This is a genomic window from Treponema sp. UBA785, from assembly GCF_002297065.1.
Lineage (GTDB): Bacteria > Spirochaetota > Spirochaetia > Treponematales > Treponemataceae > Treponema_D.
This window is the reverse complement of record NZ_DBJD01000003.1, coordinates 375-24300: the sequence shown is the minus strand read 5'-3', so window position 1 is coordinate 24300 and position 23926 is coordinate 375. Positions and strand designations below refer to the sequence as shown.

The following is a 23926-nucleotide window of genomic DNA, read 5'->3' as shown; positions in this document are numbered from 1 at the left end:
CCTCTTTTTGGACGTTTGCAGCGCGGAGAAAAAATTACGCTTGCTGACGGAAAAATTGTAAAGCCAGAAGATGTTATGGGAAGTAAACGTCACGGAAGAAAATTCAGTTTTGTGACAGATACGCTTTATCTTCCATCGATTGCAAAAGAAGTTCAAGGAAGCGACCTTTTAATCTGCGAAGGAATGTTTGCCGACGATTGTTTTGAGCAGGCAAAAGAAAAAAAGCACATGACTTCACGGCAGGCCGCAACCATTGCACGCGATTCTTCGTCAAAGAGAATGGCAATGATTCATTACAGTCCGCGTTACAGCGACAAGGAGCTTCCCGTTTTGCTTGAACAGGCCCAGGAAGTCTATCCGAACGCAGAACTTACTCGCGACAGAATGCATTTTGATCTTCCTTATGAGGAATAAAATTTTACAAAAAAAGTGTAACTGACTGAAAATTTTTTTTGTTTATTTTTTTGAGTGTTACTGTTTATTATGATTGAATTAAAAAATTTTACAAAAAAATATAATAGTTTTCTTGCCGCGGATAATATTTCGTGTAGTTTTGAAAAAAATCTCATTACAGGAATTTTAGGTCCAAACGGTGCTGGAAAAACAACGATTTTAAAGGCAGTTTCTGGAAGGCATTTTCCGACAAATGGACATATTTTTATAGATTCGCAAAAGTATGGAAAAATCGAATCATGCGAGGAGCCTGCAAAGGTCAGAAATATTACAGGTCTTGTAGAAGAACTTCCTCAGTTGCCTGAAGATTACACTGTAAAAGAATATCTTTGTGAAGTTTGCGACCTTCATTCAGCCGACAAAAAAAATGTTTTAGAGGCCGAAAAACTTTTTTCTCTTGAAGAGGTTTTTCTAAAAAAAATCAAGGAACTTTCAAAAGGTTTTCGCGAAAGAGTGAATTTTGCACAGGCCTTTGTCTATAATCCTGAAATTTTGATTTTGGACGAGCCTGCTTCTGGTTTGGATCCAGCCCAAATAGTAAATATGCGAAAAGCCGTAAAAAAATTGGCGGAAAATCATACTATAATTCTTTCGACGCATCTTATGCAGGAAGCAGAAAGCCTTTGCGATAAAATTATAATCTTAAACCACGGAAAAATTTTGATTACAGGAACGATTGATTCTATCACGGTCGAAACAAAAACAAAAAATCTCGAGGAAGCTTTTTTCTATCTTATAAAAAAATCTGACGGAGAAGAAAATTTTTCTTTTTAAGCAAAAATGATAAATAAATCACTTTACAAACATTCATTGTATTCTTTTTTTATAAATCCGCTTTTTTATGTAAGTTCTGTTTTGACGGTTTTGTATACGTCTTTTATGTTTTATTTTGTAAACCGTTTTTTTTTGGTTTCAAATTCAAATATTTCAATTTCAGCGTTTTTTAATTCAATTTCCTCTGTCTTTATTTTAGTAATTCCTCTTTTGTGTTTTAGAATAAAAAGATTTATCGAGGATGATTCGATTCCTGTCGGTGGGATTTGCCGTTTTTTTACGCTTTCTTTTTCTGTTTTCTCTGTTTGTCTGATTCCTCTTTTGCTTTTGGTTTTTATTCCTGCAAGCGTTAATTTTTTTGGACGAATTGATGCCGGCCAGATTTTTACCGGTTATCTTGCGCTTGTGTTTTACACTTTTATGGCAATTTGTTTTGTCCTTTTTCTGTTTTCTGCAATAAAAATTTCACAGAATATTTTAAGCCTTTTATTGAGCATAACAGTTCTGTTTAGTTTTAATTTTGTTCATTTGATTCCTTTATACTTAAAAACTGGCGACGGACTTTCTGTTTTTTTGCAGAAAATGAGTTTTGCCTGGCATTTTGATGCTGCTTCAAAAGGAATTTTAGATTCACGTGACTTTGCGTTTTACTTTTTTGCTTCTGTCTTGTTTTTGTTTCTTGCGTTTTTTTGCGAGAATAAACGCACTGAAAGAAAAATCAGCCGGATTACGGCAAGCCTGTTTTTTTGTTCTTTGATTTTTTTTGCTATTTCGTTTGAAAGAATATATTTCCGCCTTGATTTTACAAAAACTAGACAGTTTTCTGTTTCGGAAACAAGCAGAAAACTTTGCAGCCAGTTGCAAAATCCTTTGAGAATTACTTATTATCAGTCGAAAGAATTAAAAAATTTTTATCCTCAATCGCAGGAAGTTGCCGAATATTTGAGCACTTTTGCTTCGTCTTCAAAAAATGTATTTTTTTCAATAAAAAAGGCAGAACCTAAAAAGCTTGAGAGGCTTGGAATTCAGGGGCGGCAGATGAAAAGCGAAAATTCTACAAAACTTGAATATATGACAGTTTATTCGGCAATAGTTTTGCAGTATTTGGACAGTTCTTCAATAATTCCTTTTTCAATTTCTACTAAAACTCTTGAATATGATTTGGCGCAAAGAATTCAGCTGCTTGTAAGCGGGAAAGAACGCAAGGTTTTTGTTATTACGGGAAACGGGTGTTCCGAGGAAGACTATTCTTATGTTCAGCCTTGGTTGAATGCAAGAGGTTTTTTGACGCAAACTATAAAAACTGACGAAATTCCAGAGGCTCTTCAAAAAATTCAGGTTCAAGACATAAAAAATACTCAAATTCTTGTTTTGGGTTCGGATAAGTTGAATGATGAACAGTCTCAGTCCATAAAAACTGCTGTAGAAAACGGAGTTCCTGCTTTGATTATGACATCTCCTTACAGCGTAGATATAAAAGATGAATGGAAGGTTTCTAAAAATCAAAATCCGTTCTTAAAAGTTTTGAACGGATGGGGATTTGCCTTTGATTTTTCTTTGGCAGAAGATATTTCAAATTTTCCTCTTACAATGACTTCTACAGAGGGGTCCGACACTGTTTACAAGACTATGAATTATCCTTTGTGGATTAGTATTCTGCCGCAAAAAGAAGCTTTTGAGGGCGCAATAATAACCTGGGCAAGCCCAATCATCTGTTATGGAAAAACGGAGCCGCTTCTTGTCTCAAGCCCGCTTGCCTGGAAGCAAAAACCGTCAGAGAGTTCATCTTCTCTTTTTGTTTTGGATCCTTTTGCTGTTCCAAAGTCCGCGGCGGCTCAGGGCGAAAAAAACGAAAGTTTGACTCTTGCGGCAATTTTGCAGGATAAGGAAAAAAATCTTAACGTTGCCTTGATTTCTGACCAGTTCTTTTTAAATTCTTTAATGACTGGTTTTATAAGCAATTCTGAGCAGGGAGATTTTAGAAATTACGATTACGCTGCAACTATTCTATTAAAACTCCGCGGAGAAGAGAAACTTGGCCTTTTGATACAAAAAAACGTTTCAAATAGCTCGCTTTATAAGATTTCTGATGAAAATGCTTTTATAAAAAAGCAAAATTTTGTCCTTATAGTTTGTTTTGTCATTCTTCCGTCATCAATTCTCTTTTTGGCTTTTTGTTTTTTTATTTTCCGCAAAAAAATAAATTCTATGCCAAAAATAAAAAAGTCTGAATCTGATATTTTTTACGATGGAGAAAAAAAATGAAAAATAAAAAAATAAATTTCTTTTTAAGTTTTACGACCATTTTTTCGTTTTTTCTTTTTTGTTTTTCATTTTTTTCCGGAAAAAAGAATTCTGTGAATTCAATAAAATCCGCCCTTGTAAACCCATCGTACAACGAAAATATAGAAAAAATTATAATTCAATCTCCTCAGGAAATTCTTGTTTTAAAAAGCGAAGGAAAGTGGTGGAGCTGCGAAAGCAGAGGAATAAAAATCTTTGCCGACAAAAAAATTGTTTCAAATTTTACAAAGAATTTGACAAAAATTCGTAATATGTACGAAATTTCAGACAGTGCCAATGGAAGACTTGAGCTTGGTTTAATCGAAGGTAGTGCACAAATTGTTACAGTTGTCGGCCCTAATGGGAAAATTCTTTCAAAATTGTATTTTGGAGCGTCGGATTCGCTTTCATCTAGAATAACTGTTGCCGCAGAAAAAGGAAAAATTTGCTACGAAACGGAAGATGATTTTTCAGCCTGCTTAAAAACCGATGCAAATTTTTGGTCGATTCCAGAAATCTTTTTTGCAATAAAAAATCCGTCAAACTTGAGGCTTTCCTCGGCGGATTTGCATACGCTTTTAAGCCTTCGCCATGGAAAAATTTACGGAGAAAATGCTTTTCCGGAAAATGCGGTTTTTGAAAAATCTGTAACTTTGTTTGGACAGTACGATTCTTTGCAGAGAGTTGATTTTTACAAGCGAAAAACTCAGGAAGGTTTTGAATATTTTTACAGCCAGACAGTTGAGCCGCAGGTTGTAAAAGACAATGCTGTTTTTGAAGTCAGCAGCTGGACTTATGAGCGCCTGCAAGAAATATTAAAATAACACAATTTTGCTCAAAAAATAGCACGTTTTTTTCTATTTTTGAATTAGAAATTCTATAAAAATCACAAAAAAATTGTAAAAAACGTGAACGCCGAACGAGCACCAGAGGCTTTTTGTTTTTAGTAAGATGAGCCTTAAGATTATGCCGCAAAAGAATGCGTTGAAAACTCCGGCCGCGCCTTGATAGAAATGCGAAAAAGCAAAAATTAAAACCGCAAAAATTTCCCAGAAAAGCGGAAATTTTCCGTCTGAAAGTTCTGTTCCGACATCTGGAATATAAAACCTGTATAAAAATTCTTCACAAAAAGCGGCAAAAACAGTTGCGCAAAACAAACTTAGCCATAAAACAAAGGAAGTTGGCGCGGCAAGGCTTTTTTGAACCGAAAGCCCCTTGTTCATAAAAAATGAAATTGCCTGAAAAGCACTAGAACTTAGAACCAATGTTCCGAAACCGATTAGAATTACGGAATGTTTTACGAAGATGTTTATTTTTGAACCCTGAATGTATTTTTTTTTGTAAATGTCTAGATGAAAGAAAAAAAGCGTGGCGCATGCAAGAGTCATTGCCAAGGAGAAAAGTGTCAGTTTTATTTCTTGTATGGAAATTCCAGCTTGAGGCCTGGCTTTTAATGGCGGAAAAAGGAAAATCAAAAAAACAAAGAAGAATTCTGTGGCGAAAAGCATTTTTTTCATTTAAAATATATTATAATAAAAAAAGAGAGTGTGAAAAAAGTGGTTTTTACATTAGTTATTATAGTTATTTTAATTCTTGTTTTTTCTAGGCTTCTGGTCGTTTTTTCGGACAAAATAAAGTTTTTCACGGCTGGAAATGACAGCGGCTTTAAATTTGCAGAATGTATTGCTCTTTGGAAACTTGCAAAAATGACTGAGCTTGAAGAACCGTCTGCTCTTTTTGTTTCAGTTCCGACTTTAAACCGTGCGATAAGCTCTCTTTTGACAGAAGCCAGTCGAAGAGGATATGAAAATTCTCCAAAAATTCAAAATTTTCTTACAAAACTTTATAAATTTAGAACAAGAATCAACATCGAGCACGAAAATAAATGCGGACTAGAATCTACAAAATATCTTGATAAAGGTCAGCGTCTGAGGGTTATTTTTCCAGGGCATAAAGGTGTTTTTTCATCAGAAATTTTAAATAACAGTCACGAAATAATTATAAAGCTTCCTGTTCAAAATAGATTTGCTACAGTTTTGAGCGAAGAGTGGATAAATCACGAAATAAGCGTTTATCTTTGGCGAAAAGGCGATGCTTCCTACGTTTTTGACACAAAAGTTACAAATGCCGGAGTTTTTAATGGTCAGACAGTTCTTTTTCTTTCTCAAACAAACGAGCTTTTGCGCGCTCAAAAAAGAAGGTCGGTTCGTTGTGAATGTAACCTTAATGCTTCAATGTATTTTATAAAGCAGCCTGTTGCGGATTTTAACCTTGTCGAAACTGAACCTGGTTACAGGGTTGTGCTTGAGGATATTTCTGAAGACGGAGCTATGATCCGCGTCGGTGGAAAAGGAATTGCAAATGCGCAAATTAAGCTTCAGTTTATGATAAATGACGTTTTAATCTTGATGTACGGAATTGTTCGTGCGGTCGAATATAACAGCGAAATAAATCAGTCAAGGCTGCATTTTGAGTGTATTCATCTTGATACAGGAATGAGAAATGCAATTTTGAGTTTTGTTTACAATGTTTTGCCACAGGATAAAAAAGATATTTTCGATGCTCTTGCGGCAACCGAAGACGATCAGTCAAAGGACGAAATTGCCTCAGGCAAAAATGAACAGGAAATTGCAGATCTTGAACCTGTTGAAAGTGAAACTGAAAACGAAACAGAAGATGCGAAAGTTCAAGGTTTGGATATTCGTTTTGATAAGAGTTTGGAAAGTTTAGACAAACTTGCAGAAATTGATGTAAACTAAAATTTAGGAATAATTTAAAATGAAAAAATCAATATTCATATTAGCTTTGGCATTTATTTTTAGTCTTTACGCGGAAACTTCCGATTTTGAAAAAAGTTTTATCAAGGGAAATATTCAGGATAAGACTCGGGCAGTAAAAGAATCCTCAGGTGAAGAAGGCGACAGGCTTGCAAAAAAAGGAATTGATTTTATTCTCGAAAACGAAGAAATTGCAAGATCAGACAGAGACTTTAGCGCGCTTGCTGTGGCGTCGCTTTTTAAGCTGCCAAAAGATGAAAAAATTCTCGGAAAAAATTTCCCGTCGGCTACAGAGAATTTAATACAGCTTTTTGAAGTTTTTGAAGATGAAACTGTAAGAATTGCAGTTCTTGAAAAATTTGAAAACGTTTCAAATTCAAAATCATTTTTTAAAGTTCAAAATTTGATGAACGGCTATTTAAAAGAGCTTGATTCAAATTCTCAAAATTCTGCCGTAACAAAAAAAGTCATTGAACTGGTCGGAAAAACAGGAAATGAGGAGTCTTTTTTTATTGTTTACAGGCTTTGGAAAGAAAAAAAATATCCAGAATTTTCGCTGGAAATTCAAAAATCGCTTTTGAGACTTTCGTACGCAAATATAACTGAATCAATAAAATTGATTTCTTCGAGCAGCATTGAAGAAATTGGAGGATTTTTTGATTTAATCAATAATTCTTCGGAAATTTCATTAAATTTTAAGGCAGAAATTGCTGAAAATGCACTTTTAGCGACAATTCATTATATGGAAGATAAGTCGGAAAAAAATGCAGCTACTGCCGAACTTCAGCTGAAGCTTCTAAAGGCGATTTCTGACGCAAACTGGACTCGCGGAGCAGGACTTTCGGTTCGTTTTTTTGCCATTGCAAAAGATGAATATAAAACCTCCTGTTTGAACGATGAGCAGTTTATTCAGGTTATCGAATGTATTGCAAAGCTGTCTTCGCCAGACGCGGCTCAGACAATTTCGGCTTATCTTGCAGAAATAAATTCTGAAACTGAAAAAAATAATTTTTCTGCCCAAAATGTTGTTTTGGCCGTAATCAATTCTTTAGGAGCGCTCGGAGATAAGACTGCTTTTGACAATCTTCTCTATGTAACCTATTTGAATTATTCGGAAGATGTAAAAACAGCAGCCAGAAATTCTCTGGCAAAACTTAAGTGGTAAAAAATAAAAAAATTCTAAAGTCTCTTTTCTATCTTTTTCTGGCCAATCCTGTTTTTTTAGCGGCAATTATTTGTGCGTTTTTGTTTTATTTTGATATTGTTTCAATAAAAGACAGGGAATGTTTTAACTGCCTTTTTCCTTCGGAAAAAATTGTTCAGTTAAATGGCAGCCTTGCATCAAGTCCTGTAAAATCTTCTTCTGAAAAAAAATACTATGTTGCGGATTTTAAGGTTTCGGAGGCTGTTTTAGATAATTCTTCAAAAACAGCTTGCTCTGGAACTGTGAAAGTTTTAATTCCTTCAGAACTTGTTGAAAAATATTATCCTGGTAAAATCTATACTTCTTTTAATGTTTCAAAAAACGAAAAAAAATATCCGCTTTTATTTGAAACGGGAAACAATTTCCTCGTAAATGTAAATTTTTCTGAAGATGAAAATTTTTCATTTTTTGTTGTAAAATCGGCAGTTTCTTTTGGATTTTCGCAGTCTTTTTCTGGCTTTCTTCAAAAAATACGGAGTTTATGCAGGTTGCAATTCAAAAGGCTTATGTATGGCTGGAATGAAGCGGGAGGTCTTTTATTGGCTCTTCTGTCTGGTTCGAGAGAATATACCGAAACCTTGACAGGCGAAGCTTTTAAAAATGCCGGACTTTCGCACATTCTTGCGCTTTCTGGCATGCATTTGAATCTTTTTGGAGGAATTGCGTTTTTTTTGGGAAAACGGCTTGCAAAACGCAGTACGGCGGATTTTTTTCAACTTGCAGCTATTATATTTTTTGTCTGGTTTGCAGGACTTTCGCCGTCGCTTTTTCGGGCAATGCTTAGCTCTTTGATTGTTTTTTTTAATTCTTCGCTTAGAATGCGCCGTTTTAAGGGAATAACGGTGCTTTCTGCAAGTTTTTTGCTGCAGCTGATGATTTTTCCTGTCCATTTAAAATCACCAGCCTTTATGCTGTCTTATGGCGCTCTGGCAGGAATTATGAGCATAGGGCAGGTTATAAAATTTTTTATGGGAAAGCGTTTTTTTCCAAAACTTGCTTCAGCTTTGAGTGAAAGCGCAGGTGCTCAGATTTTTACTGCTCCTGTAACTCTCAGTCTTTTCGGAAAAGTCATGCCTGTTGGAATAATTTCTTCTGTGATTTTAAGTCCTTTCGTAATATTTTTTTTGTATGCGGGACTTTTTGGAACTTTGCTGAGTCTTGTAATCCCTTTTCTAGGTGGCGGTTTTAGTGTTATTATGAATGCGGTTTATTTAATCTTAAAAAATTTGGTCTTATTTTTTGCAAAAGCTCCAATAATCACAATTTAACATAACTGCGGAGAAAAAAATGCAGCATCCTGATTATAATTCACCAATTGCCTTGAAAAGTTTTATGGATGAAAACAATATGGCGATGCAGAAAAAATTCGGACAGAATTTTTTGGTAAATGCAGATGCCAGAAAAAAACTTGTCGATGTTCTTGACGTAAAGCCTGAAATGAAAGTCTGGGAAGTAGGTCCTGGTCTTGGAAGCATGACAAGCGAACTTTTGGAACGCGGTGTTAATCTTACCGTTTTTGAAATTGATCACGGTTTTGCAAGGTTGCTGACCCAATTTTTTGAAGAATATGCAAATTCCAGTCATTTTTCTCTTGTGGAAGGCGATGTTTTAAAAACCTGGCCTAAATTTGCAAAAGAAAATGATATTCCGGAACGATTTTTTGGAAATCTTCCTTACAATGTTGCGGCGACAATTATTGCCGACACGATAACCAAAGGCTTTAGGTTTGACAAAGCTGTCTTTACTATTCAAAAGGAAGTAGGCCAAAGAATGAATGCAAAGCCTGGGACGGAAGATTATTCTTCTTTCAGTGTTTTGTGTCAGTGGGCTTACGATGTAAAACCGGTTATGGATTTGGCTGGCGGGAATTTCTGGCCTGTGCCGAATGTTGCAAGCCGCGCCGTTTTGATGACGAAAAAAGAAGATTTCCCTAAGTGCGAAAATCCGGAGCTTTTTAGAAAAATGGTCCGTCAGATTTTTGCGTTTAGAAGAAAAACTTTGAGGAATAATCTGTCCAGGTTTGTAAAAGCGGAAATTTGCGACGAAGCATTAAAAATTGCAGAAATTGAGCCTTCAATCCGTGCTGAAAATTTAAGCGTAGACGATTTGCTAAAACTGTCAGATGCGCTTAATTCCGTAATAGAAAAAACTAAAATGGAATAAAGTAGAAAATGTCAAAAATTCAGGAAAACTTAAAAAAAATTTTAGAAACGATTCCAAGAAACGTAAAACTCGTGGCCGTAAGCAAATTTCATCCTGCTGAAGAAGTTATAGAAGCTATAAGGGCTGGCCAAAATCTTTTTGGGGAAAACAGGGTTCAAGAAGCCGCTCAAAAATTCGACGAAATCAGAAGCGCGGGGTTTTCTCCAGAACTTCATATAATCGGCTCCTTGCAGCGCAACAAAGTAAAAGAGGCAGTAAGAATTTCTTCGATGATTGAATCTGTTGACCGGATTGAACTTTTAAACGAAATAGAAAAACAGTGTTCAAAAATCAATAAAAAAATTCAAATTTTGTTTGAAATTCATACAGGAGAAGAATCCAAATCAGGTTTTACGGCGAAACCAGACCTCGAGGAAGCTGTGCAAAATTTCAGGAAAGGAATGTATCCTCATATCGAAATAAAGGGGTTTATGACGATGGCGCCTTTTTCGCAGGACTCAGAACTTGTCAGAAAATCTTTTTCAACTTTAAAAAAAATCCAGCATGAATTTGCTGAAAAATTCAGCGAATTTGATTTTTCAGAACTTTCGATGGGAATGAGCGGAGATTATAGAATTGCAATTGAAGAAGGCTCTACAATGGTTCGTATCGGAACTGCAATTTTTGGCGAGCGGAATTATTCAAAATGAAATTAAAGTCTTTGTGTTTGCTTTCATTATTGATTTTTTCTTCAAATTTTGCTTTTGCCGAAAAAACTTCGGAGCAGACGGTTCCTCAGTGGTCTAAAGATTTAAGACGCACGGAAATAATTACATTCGGTTCGCTTCCTTTTGTAACGCTTTGGACAACGGTTGGCTACGGTCTTGCAGTCCATGGAACTTTTCATAATCCGCTCAATAAATCGACAACAAGATATACTCAAACTGAACAAAAACAGATTTTTGCTATTTCAGCGGCGGCAAGTGTTGGCCTTGGACTTACAGATCTTGCAATAAATCTGATTATGAGGAACGTAAAAAAATCCAGACAGAACAAAATTGAAAAAACAATCCGCGTAATTCCTTTTAGCGAGCAGATGTTGGAAATTCAAAATTCTGAACATGAAAATTTTGAAGAAGATTTTAATTTTGAACGGGAAAGAGAACATAAAAAAGAATATTTAATCGGAGGACTTGAAAATGCCGTTTTTTAACGAAACGGTTCCTGCTGAATTTAATGGAACTGAACGTCTCGATAAATTTCTTTCTTCTCTTCCAAATGCAATGAACCGCTCAAAATTAAAAAGCGGCATAATCGAAATTCTCGTAAATGAAAAAAAAGCAAAACTCAATTCAAAAATAAAGGCTGGAGATAAAATTTATTTTCAGTGGGAAGACTCGATTCCTGACGACATAGAGCCGCAAAACATTCCATTGGACATAATTTATGAAGATGAGAATGTGACTGTCGTAAATAAGAAGCAAGGAATTGTAACTCATCCTGCTGCCGGAAATTGGGACGGAACGCTTGTAAATGCTCTTTTGTATCATTGGGGACGGGAAGCGGTTCCTCAGCAAAAAAATCAAAATTCTGCAATTTTTGAAGGGCGCAGACCTGGAATTGTCCATCGCCTCGACAAAGATACATCGGGCATCATTATAACGGCAAAAAACCGTGATACAGAAGAATTTTTAGGAAATCAGTTCAAAAATCACAAATCACTTTCAAAAATCTATATATGCATATGTCAAGGACATCCTCCTGTAAAAGAAGGGCTTATAAGAACAAAGCTCACACGCGATCCTCACGACAGAAAACGCTTTAAAGCTACTGATTTGGAAGGAAACGGAAAAATTGCAGTTACAAAATTCAAATGTATTGCCTGTTATGGTCCTTACAGCCTTATGAAAGTGAAAATTTACACAGGAAGAACTCATCAGATTCGAGTTCATTTAAAATTTATAGGATGTCCGATTCTTGGAGACAGGATTTATTCTAAGACAAAAAGCACGGTTTTTGAGAACGCAACTCTCATGCTGCATGCTTACAAGCTAAAAATTATGCTTCCTGGAAAAAATCAAAAATCTGTTTTTACGGCGAAAGTTCCTGTAAGGTTTAAAAAAGTCTTAAAAAAACTTCATGAATCATTCAAAAAATCTCTGCCTCCTGAAAAAATAAACTCCAAGTTGAAAACTGAAATGACTGTTCAAAACCAAAAGCTTTTGGTTTTTGAGGCAAAAAAAGGTTACGGACAATGGCAGAAATAAAGATAATTCAAGCCCCTGACAAAAATCATCCTTTTGCAGTAATTTATAAACCGTCAGGACTTGCAAGCGCTCCTCTTTTTGAAGGAGATGAAAGTGCCCTTTCAAAGACCATAGAATTTTTTCCAGAATTAAAACAGGTTGTTGGAAAAAAATCAATTGAATATGGTCTTTTGCACAGGATTGACACTGAAACTTCCGGTCTTCTTCTGATTGCTTCAAATCAGGAAAGTTATGATTTTTTGCGCAAAGAGCAAAAAAATGGCAGATTTATAAAATATTATCGTGCCCAGGTTGAATTGAATAAAAACGAAAGCCAAAACTGCGATTTTGAAAAGAATTTTACCGTAATATCGGCTTTTCGCCCGTTTGGTCCGAAAGGGTGGATGGTAAAACCTGTTTTTGAAAATTCTTCGGCTGCGGATATAAAAAAGTGCGGAAATAAAATTTATTCAACGGATATAAAAATTAAAAAAAATATTGCTGTCTGCCGGATATCGGAAGGCTATAGGCATCAGGTTCGCGCGCATCTTGCATATTCCGGTTATCCTATTTGCGGGGATAAGCTTTACAATCCGAATGCAAAACCTGACGAAAAAATGCAGTTTGAAGCTTTCAGGTTTGAATTTACAGATCCAAAAAGTTTAAAAAACATTTTTTATGAACTGTAAAAACTTGAAAGCCTCTTCTTGCAGTTTTGTTTAAAATACACTTTCGTAAATTTCTTTTACCTGTTCGGCAGAAAACTGAATATAACCGTTTTGTGTCAGCCTGGTTTGAGATTCCACTGTATTTTTTGTAAAGATGTCGAGCTCGTTGTTTTTTACACCGTATTCACTCATTTTTTTGAGAGGAAGAACTTTATTTAAAAGTGTATCGAGTTCTTCATAAACTTCATTTTCGCTGCATTTTAAAATTTCTGACAGTTTTTTGTTCAGCGAGGAAATAAAGCCGTTCGGATTTTTTTTCTGGTAAGTTTTAAAAACTGCCATAAAAAGAACGTAATTTGCTTCTCCGTGAGGAACGTGGTAAGTTGCTCCGAATGAATAGCTCATTGCATGAACATATCCTGTTCCGGCGTTTCCAAATGCGATTCCTGCGTAATTTGAGCCTGTCAAAAAGTCTGAGAGTAGATTTTTATATTCATCTTGTCCTTTTTCCGCCATTTTTACATAACCGCCTAAAATTAAATCTATTGCCATAAAACTGAATTTTCTTGAAAGAGAAGTGGATTTTGGTGAAAGATAGCTTTCCATTGCGTGGACAAGCGCGTCGATTGAACTTGTTGCAAAGAATTTATATGGAAGATCTGTTAAAAGTTCAGGAATCAAAACGGCATAGTCTGGATAGAGCTCGTCAACTGCAAGTCCGAATTTTGTGTTTCTGACGGTAAGTTCAAGTATTGAAATGTTTGTAACTTCGCTTCCTGTTCCGCAAGTTGTCGGAACGATTACAAGTTCTTTTTCTCGGACTGCCGGAATTTTTTTGTCATAAAGGTCAACCACTGGATGGAAAGTTTTTAATGACAGCAATTTTGCTACATCAAGAATTGTACCCCCGCCAATTGCAATAACGCGTTTATAGTCGATATTTTTTATGTCTTCGTAAATTTTTTCAACCATGACATCGGTCGGTTCTCCGCTGCCATAATCGCCTCTGTAAATAACATGTGCTTTTCCTAGTTTTCCTGCAAAATATTTTTCCGAAGATTTGCTCAAAAAAACAAGATCGCCGCTTCCGATTTTAAATTCATTGCAAAAATCACTTGAAGATTCGTACTCAACGATTTGAGGAACAATTTTAAAAGTTTTCATATCTAGCCTCCAAAAAATGAAAAACTTAAAAGAATTTTAAGAAAAAATAAATTATCAGCAAGAATATAAAAAAAATAAAAAGAAAAATCCAGACAGGAAGATTTTCGTCATTTTGAGAAGTTTTTTCGCTTTTTCTTTGATTGTTGAATCTGGTTATTTGATTTTTTAAGGCTTTCCTTTTAAAAAATGGAGCTTTTTTGTCTTTTTTTAGAATGGACCTTTCGTTTTTTGCTGAAGCTTCAACAGTATAGCCACAGGCAGGACAGCCTTTTGAAAATTCTTCTGGGGTTCCGGTTTTTCCGCATTGAGGGCAACGTACGCTTGAAAAAAATCTCCCGCAATGCCGGCAAACTTTTGCATTTCTTGAAACTTCGGCGCCGCAGTTTTCACAAAAAAATTTTGCAGTTTTTACTTTTTGCGTCATCTTATTCAGCGCAACTCCAAAATCATATTTTCTTCATTCTGCTTTACGATTGTATGAACATTTTTTGTGCTTTCTTTTGTTTTTAACGAACAGTTTTCAATTTCAATTCCGTTGTAAAGATTTTTTACAAAATCTGGAATGTCGGCATTGAATTCAAAGGTTTTCCCGTCAAAATTGCAGGCATAACCGGTTATAAGTTTTCCAGAAACTGGATTTTCAAACATAAAAGTGCAGGCTATGGATTTTATTTTTTCGCCGGATTTTACAATATCGGAAAAATCAGAAGGGGTTGCATTTTCTTTGATTTCTAGCAGAGAATTTTCATTGTCAGAAGAGTTTTCAGTTTTTTCAATAGAAGAACTTTTATCTGGCTGAACGATTTCTGTTTCTTGAGAATTCAATATTTCTGCGGCATTTTTTAAAAGTTCGTCAATTTCTTCTTTTTCGCAGTTTTGTTTATTTTGAGTATTTTGAATTGAATTTTCTGTTTCAGTTTTTTCATCATTTTCGCTGTTGGTTAGCAGGTTTCCAACTGTCGGAATTCCATCGTCAGAAAGAAGTTTTCCTGAATAAATGTCAGTTTCTTTTGTAAGAATCTTTCTAAATTCGTCTAAACCTTTTACATCAACTGAGTCAAATATTCCGCGGACATTTAAAGCTTTTGCCTTTTGAGCTTCTTCATCTTCGAGACCGCCTTCCGAGTATAAAATTACCTGAGGTTTGTAAGATGTGCATACAGTCTGCGCGTATTGCGTTAGAGTTTTCCAATGGCGCGGATAATCCTTTGTGCTTACAATAATCAAGTGGGGAGCAATTTCTTCAACATTATCAAGAGCTTTTAAAAGCCATTTATAAATAATAACGTCGTATCCTGCTGTTTCGAGAACCTGAGAAATGTTGTCAATTGCAATCTGATTGTCTGCTACCAAAAGTGCTTTCATTTTTTTACCTTAATATTTTTTTATTACTTGTTTATTCTGTTCCGAGGTTTGTTACTGAATAATCGTAAATCTGCCAGATTCCATCGCGCTGGCGAACTTTGTAAATATAGCGCTTAACTTCATGGAAATTCGGATATTTGAACCATTCTTTTACTGTTACAGTTCCTTCATTTTGACCGTAAGATGTATTTTCGATTGAAAAATGTTCAGGAACGGCAACAATATCGCTGTCGATTCTGTTTTGCATAAGGTCGGCTTTGTAATTTTTTAATATGCGCTCCCTTTCGTCAGCAGAAGCAGCGTTGTAACGGCGTCGCTGCTGTGAATTTCTAAGCATCATTTCCTGAATATCCATATACAGAAAATACTGATTCCAAAGAGATTTCTGCCTTGCAACAATTGTCTGTTCTACAACTTTGTCTGGAGAAATGTTTTCCGGTTTTAGGAGAAGTCCATTTTCTTCAGAAACAGGAAGAATCAAAGAATTTGCCGCTGATGGTGAAGGGCGGATTTCAAGGCTGAGACGGTTTGACACGAATTCAATGTATTTTGATTTGTAAAGTTCTGGATAAAATTTCAATTCAAGGTAATAAATCGAAGGTTCTTCAAACTTAATATAATCTTTTACGTTTTCGACAAAAGAATATGCTTCCCCTGGTTCAATAGAAACTTCCCGAAAATATACTGTTTGGTTTGCAGAACGTTTCATAATAAGATTTTCTGTTGCCGGCAAAACTTTGTTTTTTATTGTTCTTGTAACAAAATCAAGGCTAAATGCGCGGTCGTCTGCAAGCTTAAAGCGCAGCGTCTGAGAGCCTGTGTTTTCGATAGAAACAGTTACATAAACAGGATTATCCTGAGCTGCAGAAGTGTAATAAACTGTCCTGTCGTAAAATTTAATTTTTACGCTCGCATCGGAAAAGTCTTTTTTTGCGTCATTTTTTTTATCCGAAAGACCGCTGCAAAACGCTGTCTGTGCAAATAAAGAAAAAATCGCTATAATCAAAAGTGGGCTTCGTTTCAAAACCTATGTCTCCCTTAATTCAACATGTTATATTTTAATATCGGATACTTTTAATGAAATCATTATTATCAAATTCCGTTTTGTCAATTTTAAATGGTTGGCAGGAATTCTCTTCCGCCGTAAAAAAAATTACTTCTCAAAACGGTGAAATTTCTTTTCCAATCGAAATAAACGGCCTGCAGGGAGCTGCAGTTCCTTTTTTTGCGGCATCTTGTCTTGATAGCGCAAAAAATGCGGCTTTTAGCAGAATGCAGTATGAGGCGACCGGACGGTATTCAAATTCTGCGGTGAATCCAGCTCAAAAAAATATAATCAAAGCAAACGATTCTGCTTCGCTTGATGCAGTTTTTGTCGTTCCAAACGAAAAAGATGCAGCGGAGCTTTCCTCGGATCTTGCGACTGCATTTGAGGAAAATGTGGAAATTTTTACGCTTCCGTGGTGGGGAACTGTTCCGTATAGGGCGGCAAATGTAGGTTCTGCGGTTTTTGGAAAACGTTCGGCTTTTTTGTCTAAACTTGCATTTCAGGAAAGAAAGTTAAGTTCTTCAGTCAAACCTAGAATTTTCCTTGTAACGCAAAGAGCTCTTCAATCTCCTGTTCCTCCGCCAGAATATCTTCGTTCTCTTGTCTTTAGCCTGCGCAAAAATCAGCAGATTGATTCAACTCAAATTGCAGAAAATCTTGCCAAATTGGGCTATCTTCGTGTTCCAAAAGTTAGCGTGCCTGGAGAATTTACTCTTCGGGGCGAAGTTCTTGATGTTTTTACGCCAGGAATGGATGTCGCAAACCGAATTCTTTTTGATTTTGACCAGATTGAAAATATAAAAACTTTTAATCCGGAAAATCAGGCTACAATTGGAACTGTTGATTCGATTTTAGTTTTTCCGATGAAAGAAGTGATTTGGAATGACGAATTTATTTCTAAGCTTGAAAAAACAGAAGAGTTTTCGGAACATCTTGAACTTACGGAGGCTGCAAAAAAAGCAAAAGAAAAGCTTATTGAAGAATTAAAAACGAAGGCTCAAAGCGAAGGCGAAGAACTTGTTTATCCTGTTTTGTGGGATGAAATTTATACGGTTTTAGACTACGTTGCAGAAAATACTCCGGTTTTTTATTTTGATTACGACCGTCAGGAAAATGCGCAGGAAAGCTTTGCCAGGGAATATTCCGGAATGTTCAGAATTGCGCGTCAAAATTTTCCTGTTCTCGAAGCAGGGCTGATGCTTTTGAATTTTGATGATGTTATAAACATTCACGAAAAGTCAATTTTCTTCCGTACTCTTACAACGGAAGCTGAAGATGTTGAAAAAACTGTACATTGCGAAGGCGAAAAAACAGAAATTCTTCAAAATTCAAAAAAATCCCGTTCAAAACTGACTGTTCGTTGCAATCCTGGCAGAAGTTTTTTTGGAAACATAAACTATCTGAAAGATGAGCTAAATGCGGCGATTGTTTCCGGTTGGAGCGTAGTTGTTTTTGCAGATAATCCGAATCAGTCGCTTCGCATAAAAGAAATTTTAAAAGACTTTGCGCTTGCCGTTCTTCCTTTTCCGGTTAGCGGCGGATTTGGAATTGATGAGACAAAAACTCTGGTTATTCAGGAAAATGAAATTTTTGGCAGAAGAAAGCATGTTCAAAAATCGCTCGGACATGTAAAGAGTCAGGCAATTGACACTTTTGTTGAGCTTAACGAAGGCGATTTTGTAGTCCACGTAAATTATGGAATTGGCCAGTTTAAAGGAATTCAGCGCGTAAAAGCCATGGGCAATGAACGCGATTACATAAAACTTGAATATGCCGAAGAAGAATTTGTTTTTGTTCCGATTGAACAAGTAAACCTCGTCCAAAGATACATTGGAAACGAGGGCGAAAAACCTCATCTCGATAAAATCGGTTCAAAATCGTGGGAAAACCGCAAAAACAAAGTTAAAAAGGCTGTTGAAGATTTGGCTGAAAAATTGATTGCGCTTTACAGCCGCCGTCAGGCTTCAAGAGGATTTCCTTTTCCAAAAGACAATGAATGGCAGACAGCATTTGAAGCGAGTTTCCCTTATGAAGACACAGCAGATCAGTATTCGGTTACGCAGGAAATAAAAAGAGACATGGAAAGACCAGTTCCAATGGACAGGCTTGTTTGTGGCGATGTAGGTTTTGGAAAAACGGAAATTGCCATGCGAGCGGCGTTCAAAGCTGTAATGGGAGGAAAACAGGTTGCTTTTTTGTCTCCTACGACAATTCTTGCGGAGCAGCATTATGAAACCTGTCTTGAACGGTTTAAAAATTTTCCGGTTACAATAAAACAGATGAGCCGTTTTGTTTCTCCGAAAGAGCAGAAAAAAATTCTTGCAGAACTCGAAAGCGGAAAAGTGGATATTCTTGTTGGAACTCATAGAATAATTCAAAAAGACGTAAAATACAAAGATTTAGGTCTTATGATAATCGACGAAGAGCAGCGTTTTGGTGTAAAAGACAAGGAAAAATTAAAGTCCTTAAAAGCGAACATCGACTGTCTTGCAATGTCTGCAACTCCGATTCCACGGACTCTTCATATGAGCCTTTTAAAAATCCGTGATATGTCGCTTTTGACAACGCCGCCCCAAACACGAAAACCCGTTGAGACAATAGTCGCCGAATACACAGAAGAAAAAGTCGCGCAGGCAATCCGCCGGGAAACAGACCGTGGCGGACAGGTTTTTTATCTTCACAACCGTGTAGAATCGCTCGAAGAAACAAGGCTAAAGCTTCAGCGCATTGTTCCTGAAATGATGATAGAAACTGCTCACGGACAGATGAGTTCAGAAGAACTTGACGATATTTTCAGGCGTTTTAAACTTGGCGGCTTTCAAGTTCTTATCGCTACAACAATCATCGAAAACGGAATTGATATTCCTAACGTAAACACGATCATAATTGACCGCGCGGATATGTACGGTGTAAGCCAGCTTTATCAGTTGCGTGGACGGGTAGGCAGAAGCGACAGAAAAGCCTATGCGTATCTTCTTTATCCTGAGCACAAGGTTTTGTCAGAAGTTGCAATGAAAAGACTTCAGGTAATTTCTGACTTTACAGAGCTTGGAGCCGGATTCAAAATTGCAATGAAAGATATGGAAATCCGCGGAGCCGGAAACCTTCTCGGAAGGGATCAGAGCGGCGATGTTTATTCTGTCGGTTTTGAGCTTTATGTCAAACTTTTAAGCGATGCGGTCGAACGGCTCACAGAACAGAAAGATTATCACCAGCAAAACGAAGTTCTCCTTGAGCTTGAATACACAGGCTTTATTCCAGACACTTACGTTCATTCAATCCAGACCAAAATGGAGATTTACAAAAAAGTCGCGGGAATTCAGACAAAACAGGAACTAGACCGCATGTACAACGAGCTTGAAGACCGTTTCGGCCCAATTCCGGACGAAGTGTACAGCCTTTTGAGCCTTGCCGAAGTCAGAATTATTGCAAAAAAATTGAGCATAACAACATTGCGCGAACGAAAAGGCGAGATAACCGTAGAATTCGGCCGCGTAACAGATGTTCCGCTTGACAAGCTGATGAAACTCATAAAGGAAAATTCTGGAAAAATTCGTCTCGACAGCACAAAACCGAACCAGCTGATTCTTTCAACCGGCAAAATCGGCCTAAAAGAAAAAAGCGAATATATCCGGGAAAAACTGGAAACTTTAATTTAAGGGTAGGGCGTTCCGGCAACAAGTTGCCGTCCGGCTTTTCAGGGTTGTCATTGTTTTCTTCCAGAAAACAACGCCTTCGGCGCCCTTGCAATCCGTAACGCAAAAAAAAGCCCAGCCACAGAAACGTTAATTTCTCTGTGATTGGGCAAGTTGTTTTTTTATAATTTTGTCAAAACTTATTTTAAGTTAATCAAACTTTTGTCGTAATCTTTTGGTGGCAAATATCCCATCAATTCCATCAATGTTGCAGGCCAAGAAGAAATTCCAAGCCCGTCATTCAGCTTTGTGTTATCGTATTCACCTTTGTATTCCGGATCGTAGATAATTCCAGGAACCGGATTTAAAGAATGGCTTGTTTTTGGCTTAGGTTCGCCGTTCTTGTCTAATTTCACAGAACCGTCTTTTGCGTGCTCGTACATATCGTCGCTGTTTCCGTGGTCAGCGGTAAGGCACAGAATTCCTCCGGTCTCGTCAATAGCAGCCTTAAGACGTCCAAGCTGCAAATCCATTCCTTCCATTGAGCAAACAACCGCATTGAATACGCCTGTATGACCAACCATATCACCGTTCGGATAGTTCAAACGGATGTGGTCATATTTTCCAGACTTGATTGCCTCAATAACTTTGTCAGTGATTTCCGCGCATTTCATCCATGGGCGCTGCTCAAAAGGAACAACATCTGAAGGAATTTCAACGTAATCCTCAAGTTTCTCGTCAAATTTTCCCTGGCGGTTTCCATTAAAGAAATAAGTTACGTGGCCATATTTCTGAGTTTCCGAAATAGCCATAAGATGAACGCCAGTCTTTGTAAGATATTCGCCCATTGTGCGGTCAATGCTCGGCGGATTTACAAGATACTGGTGCGGAATGTGAGCATCACCATCATATTCCATCATGCCGGCATATTCACATGCAGGAACGCGCTTTCTGTCAAAATGATTAAATTCACTGCCAGCCTCAAAAGCATTTGTAATTTCAAGGGCACGGTCGCCACGGAAGTTATACAAAATAACAGAATCGCCATCCTCAATAGTTCCAACAGGCTTTCCATTTTCCGCAATTACAAATTCGTGCATATCCTGATCCAAAAGCCCTGCCTGTTCAGAACGGTAAGTTTCAATCGCCTTTGTTGCAGACTCAAACTGCCGGCCTTCGCCAAGAACATGCGCGTACCAGCCACGCTGAACCATCGGCCAGTCAGCGTTGTAACGGTCCATTGTAATAAACATACGTCCGCCGCCAGAAGCAATTCTGTAATCAGAATCCTTGAACGACGCAAGATATTCCTCAAGCGGAGTAACAAAAGTCAGCGCAGAAGTAGGGTCAACATCGCGGCCGTCAAGCAGCGCATGAACTCGGATTTTTTTAATTCCTTCCTTGTTAGCCTCTGCAACCATTGCCTTGAGATGATCAATATGACCGTGAACATTCCCGTTAGAAACAAGTCCTATAAAATGCAAAGTAGAATTCTTGTCCTTCACATTTTTAATCAACTTTTTCCAAGTCTCACCCTGATACATCAAGCCAGATTTTATAGATTCACCAACAAGTTTCGCCCCCTGAGCAAAAACACGACCGCAACCAATTGCATTGTGCCCAACCTCGCTGTTTCCCATATCATCATCGCTCGGAAGTCCAACCGCAGTTCCATGAGCCTTAAGTTTTGTGTGCGGGCAATTAGCCGTAAACCAGTCCAAATACTTCATTTTAGAAGCCTTTACAGCATCGCCTTCAACATATTTTCCGTAACCAACACCGTCCATAATAACCAGAACAACCGGTCCTCGGCGTCCTTTCCAATTTGGATTCTTTTCCAAAGCATGCATTGTATCTGCCATTTTTTACTCCAAAAAGTATTCTATATACAAAATAATACTTTTTTTTACGATTTTTTACAATAATTTGTAAATCTAAAAGAAAAACATAACAGATAAATAAAAAAAACTGCTTTACTTACAGATTTGAAAAAATAATATACTTATTATAATATAAGTTCTGTCTACCAATATAAAATTTCAAACACTTTTTCAGAATACACGACCACACACTTTCCTCTTAATTTTTCTTTGTCCGACGTTTTTTGGGAGTGATTATTGTGAAGTTTATTGTTTTTTCTATTTCCATTCCGCCGGCAAGATCAAATTCCCAGAAAAGTGAAGCCGTAAATGTATTTTCTGCAACTTGTGCCGTTTTTGAATTTAAATTTGGTCTTTTAAAAAGCAAAGGCTGGCAGCTTATTCCCGCTTCTTCGTTTGGTTCATAAACAAAAGAAATATTGCTTGACGTATCTGTAATCTGAACAAACGAAATGTCTCTTTTTACAACCGATTCATCAACTGTTTCGTAAGAAATTCCGTTACCGTCAGAAATCAAATCCAATTTGTATGAATTTTTATTGGCTTGAGAAAAATCTGTCTGGGCAAAATTTGATTCAACTACAAAATTCCCGCTAAAAGCAATCGGCCCTTCATTTTTTAAAATATATTGAACCATAAATCCATTGGAATTTATGAGATAACGCTTTCTTAGGCTGATTGGAATATCCAGATTTGAATATGTCCCTTCACCTTTTAGCTTTATTTCTTTTTTAGTTCCGTTAAATTCGGCTTCTCTAAAAAGTGTCTTTGAAAAAACTCCGCATCCAGCCGCCGAAAGACCTTTTTTATAATCAGAAAATTCTTCTTTGCTAAAAACATGTTCAACAAAAAGTCCGCGCTCATAGTTATCATTCACTTTGTCGAATTTCTCAATCCGGCTTAAATTGTCAGCGTAATTTTCAAGATTGTGAATTACGTTGAGTTCTGTAACTTGTCCGGCTCGTGCGCTAATGCAGGCTGTGTATTTATCCATTGAGCACAGATATTCGTTGTGCCCGTCCGCATTGTAGTCAAAAGATGTTACTGATTCCTTAAAAGGAACAGCTTCGCGAATGAATTTTTCTGCTTCCGTAAGATTTTTGTAAGCGGCTTGACGCATTCTTTTGTCAGGAAACACTCCTTCTGGAGAACACAAAAATGCCTCTCCTGTCTGCGCTTTCCAAAGCGATTTTCTGGCTGCCATTTTTCTAGCTTTGTCGCCATGACAGTTTGAAACAAGCAGTGAAATATAAAGCTCCCGGTTGTAAAGTGCGAGGCATCTTGGATATGTAATTAAAAAATTGTTTATAGAAACAGGAAGTTCCGATTTTTCTCCGGAAATTTCGTAAGGCTTTAACGCCCATTTTGCAACATCATCCCGAATGCCAATTCCTGTAAATGATGGAATAAATTCTTCTGCACGATGAATGTATTCTGTTGGAAGGCAAACTCTGACTTTTCCGGCAAATTCCCGACTTATCGACTTGTATAAATTTTCAATCCAGTTGCTTTTTAATAAAATTTCCGCGCTGTCAAATTCAAAATTTACAGAAATTACCCTTTCCTGTGCATAATAATTGTATTCATCATTCTTTGTCGAATTTTCAATTTTGTCTACGAGTTCTTTTAAATATTGTTCCGGCGAAATATTCTTTTTGATTACATTCTGCAAATTTCTGTAAACAGGCAGAACTTTTATTATTTTTCCCTGTTCGCCTAAAATTTGAGGAAGAAAATGCCGGCTTTTTTCGGGAAAAACTGAAAAATCAAGTTGAACCCATTCCATTCCGCAATTTTGAAAGCACGGAATAAGCGAGCGATCCCAAACAGAACTTAAAACAGAAATTCCGCGCGGACGTTTTCCTGTAATTCTTCTAAGTTCAACTGTCAAAAGTTCAATCTGCCCTGCTCTGTCGACCGGAGATAAAAGCGGAAAAACGGGATTGTAATAACCGCCTCCTAAAAGTTCAATTTGCTTTCTGGCAACGAGCTCATGCAGAATCTGAAGAAACTCTGGATGTTCTTTTTCAAACCATTCAAGCTGCAAACCTGTAAACGAAAATGAAAATTTTGCGGTTTGATTTTGATATAAAAATGCTATAAGTTTTTTGTAGATTTTTTGATATTGCTGTTCAAAGGTCAGAGAAGTTGAAAGAACTGTCGAATTTGCGGTCAACGACAGACATAAATTTAAGACTTTCACATCTCCTCCCATAAAAAGTCAAAATTAAAACTTCAGTTTTAGGATTAACTTTTCAAGTTGTTCCGCAACGAAGTGAGAAACAAC

The 23926-nt window shown here is 36.9% G+C and carries 20 protein-coding genes; 13 read left to right on the top strand and 7 right to left on the bottom strand.

Annotated elements, in window-relative coordinates; all coding sequences use genetic code 11:
- The 4 genes from B2X33_RS00275 to B2X33_RS00260 all read left to right on the top strand — a co-directional run.
- Positions 1 to 414: MBL fold metallo-hydrolase (locus tag B2X33_RS00275; RefSeq protein ID WP_296666590.1), on the top strand; the 414-nt coding region annotated here is incomplete at its 5' end.
- Positions 415 to 483: 69 nt separating this feature from the next.
- Positions 484 to 1227 carry an ABC transporter ATP-binding protein gene (locus tag B2X33_RS00270; RefSeq protein WP_296666588.1) on the top strand — a complete coding sequence of 248 codons (744 nt, stop codon included), beginning with the start codon at positions 484 to 486 and terminating at the stop codon, positions 1225 to 1227.
- A gap of 6 nt (positions 1228 to 1233) precedes the next feature.
- Positions 1234 to 3492, top strand: coding sequence for a GldG family protein (locus B2X33_RS00265; RefSeq protein WP_296666586.1), 2259 nt, complete (start codon positions 1234 to 1236; stop codon positions 3490 to 3492).
- On the top strand, positions 3489 to 4334 hold the full coding sequence (locus B2X33_RS00260; RefSeq protein ID WP_296666584.1) for a hypothetical protein: 846 nt from the start codon (positions 3489 to 3491) through the stop codon (positions 4332 to 4334). The genes B2X33_RS00265 and B2X33_RS00260 overlap by 4 nt, the downstream gene beginning before the upstream one ends.
- Positions 4335 to 4367: 33 nt before the next feature.
- On the opposite strand, the gene B2X33_RS00255 is transcribed toward B2X33_RS00260, so the two are convergent.
- The gene (locus tag B2X33_RS00255) at positions 4368 to 5027 is read right to left on the bottom strand and encodes a CPBP family intramembrane glutamic endopeptidase (RefSeq protein ID WP_296666581.1); all 660 of its coding nucleotides are present in this window, start codon (positions 5025 to 5027) and stop codon (positions 4368 to 4370) included.
- Between the two features lie 39 nt (positions 5028 to 5066).
- On the opposite strand from B2X33_RS00255, the gene B2X33_RS00250 reads away from it, so the two are divergent.
- From B2X33_RS00250 to B2X33_RS00215, 8 genes are read left to right on the top strand one after another with little or no spacing between them, the layout of a single operon-like run.
- Positions 5067 to 6269: a PilZ domain-containing protein gene (locus tag B2X33_RS00250; RefSeq protein WP_296022644.1), complete on the top strand. Its 1203-nt coding sequence runs from the start codon at positions 5067 to 5069 to the stop codon at positions 6267 to 6269.
- A 19-nt stretch (positions 6270 to 6288) separates the two neighbouring features.
- A complete protein-coding gene (locus B2X33_RS00245) occupies positions 6289 to 7452 on the top strand; it encodes a hypothetical protein (protein ID WP_296022643.1) in 1164 nt (387 codons plus the stop codon).
- Complete coding sequence (locus B2X33_RS00240; RefSeq protein WP_296666577.1) at positions 7446 to 8759, top strand: ComEC/Rec2 family competence protein; 1314 nt, start codon at positions 7446 to 7448, stop codon at positions 8757 to 8759. The genes B2X33_RS00245 and B2X33_RS00240 overlap by 7 nt, the downstream gene beginning before the upstream one ends.
- 19 nt (positions 8760 to 8778) lie before the next feature.
- Positions 8779 to 9654 (top strand): 16S rRNA (adenine(1518)-N(6)/adenine(1519)-N(6))-dimethyltransferase RsmA, encoded by an 876-nt coding sequence (rsmA, locus tag B2X33_RS00235; RefSeq protein WP_296666574.1) that lies wholly within the window; start codon positions 8779 to 8781, stop codon positions 9652 to 9654.
- An 8-nt stretch (positions 9655 to 9662) separates the two neighbouring features.
- On the top strand, positions 9663 to 10343 hold the full coding sequence (locus B2X33_RS00230; protein ID WP_296666571.1) for a YggS family pyridoxal phosphate-dependent enzyme: 681 nt from the start codon (positions 9663 to 9665) through the stop codon (positions 10341 to 10343).
- On the top strand, positions 10340 to 10846 hold the full coding sequence (locus B2X33_RS00225) for a DUF8521 domain-containing protein (protein WP_296666569.1): 507 nt from the start codon (positions 10340 to 10342) through the stop codon (positions 10844 to 10846). The genes B2X33_RS00230 and B2X33_RS00225 overlap by 4 nt, the downstream gene beginning before the upstream one ends.
- Positions 10833 to 11900 (top strand): RluA family pseudouridine synthase, encoded by a 1068-nt coding sequence (locus B2X33_RS00220; RefSeq protein WP_296666568.1) that lies wholly within the window; start codon positions 10833 to 10835, stop codon positions 11898 to 11900. Before B2X33_RS00225 ends, B2X33_RS00220 begins: the two co-directional genes overlap by 14 nt.
- Positions 11888 to 12568, top strand: coding sequence for a pseudouridine synthase family protein (locus B2X33_RS00215; RefSeq protein WP_296666565.1), 681 nt, complete (start codon positions 11888 to 11890; stop codon positions 12566 to 12568). Before B2X33_RS00220 ends, B2X33_RS00215 begins: the two co-directional genes overlap by 13 nt.
- Before the next feature lie 30 nt (positions 12569 to 12598).
- Here B2X33_RS00215 and B2X33_RS00210 read toward each other — a convergent pair whose 3' ends face one another.
- The 4 genes from B2X33_RS00210 to B2X33_RS00195 are packed head-to-tail and all read right to left on the bottom strand — an operon-like array spanning position 12599 to position 16100.
- Positions 12599 to 13711, bottom strand: coding sequence for a 4-hydroxybutyrate dehydrogenase (locus tag B2X33_RS00210; protein WP_296666561.1), 1113 nt, complete (start codon positions 13709 to 13711; stop codon positions 12599 to 12601).
- 25 nt (positions 13712 to 13736) lie between these two features.
- Positions 13737 to 14135 (bottom strand): zinc ribbon domain-containing protein, encoded by a 399-nt coding sequence (locus B2X33_RS00205; RefSeq protein WP_296666559.1) that lies wholly within the window; start codon positions 14133 to 14135, stop codon positions 13737 to 13739.
- A 5-nt stretch (positions 14136 to 14140) separates the two neighbouring features.
- Positions 14141 to 15076 (bottom strand): PleD family two-component system response regulator, encoded by a 936-nt coding sequence (locus B2X33_RS00200; protein ID WP_296666556.1) that lies wholly within the window; start codon positions 15074 to 15076, stop codon positions 14141 to 14143.
- A 31-nt stretch (positions 15077 to 15107) separates the two neighbouring features.
- Entirely contained in the window at positions 15108 to 16100 is a 993-nt protein-coding gene (locus B2X33_RS00195) for a hypothetical protein (RefSeq protein ID WP_296666555.1), read from the bottom strand.
- Positions 16101 to 16153: 53 nt separating this feature from the next.
- Between B2X33_RS00195 and mfd the strand changes: the two genes are divergently transcribed.
- On the top strand, positions 16154 to 19783 hold the full coding sequence (gene mfd, locus B2X33_RS00190) for a transcription-repair coupling factor (protein ID WP_296666553.1): 3630 nt from the start codon (positions 16154 to 16156) through the stop codon (positions 19781 to 19783).
- Between the two features lie 176 nt (positions 19784 to 19959).
- On the opposite strand, the gene gpmI is transcribed toward mfd, so the two are convergent.
- Positions 19960 to 21621, bottom strand: a complete 1662-nt coding sequence (gpmI, locus tag B2X33_RS00185; protein WP_296666550.1) for a 2,3-bisphosphoglycerate-independent phosphoglycerate mutase — start codon at positions 21619 to 21621, stop codon at positions 19960 to 19962.
- A 217-nt stretch (positions 21622 to 21838) separates the two neighbouring features.
- Positions 21839 to 23842, bottom strand: a complete 2004-nt coding sequence (locus tag B2X33_RS00180; RefSeq protein WP_296666548.1) for an alpha-amylase/4-alpha-glucanotransferase domain-containing protein — start codon at positions 23840 to 23842, stop codon at positions 21839 to 21841.
- Positions 23843 to 23926: the final 84 nt, after the last annotated feature.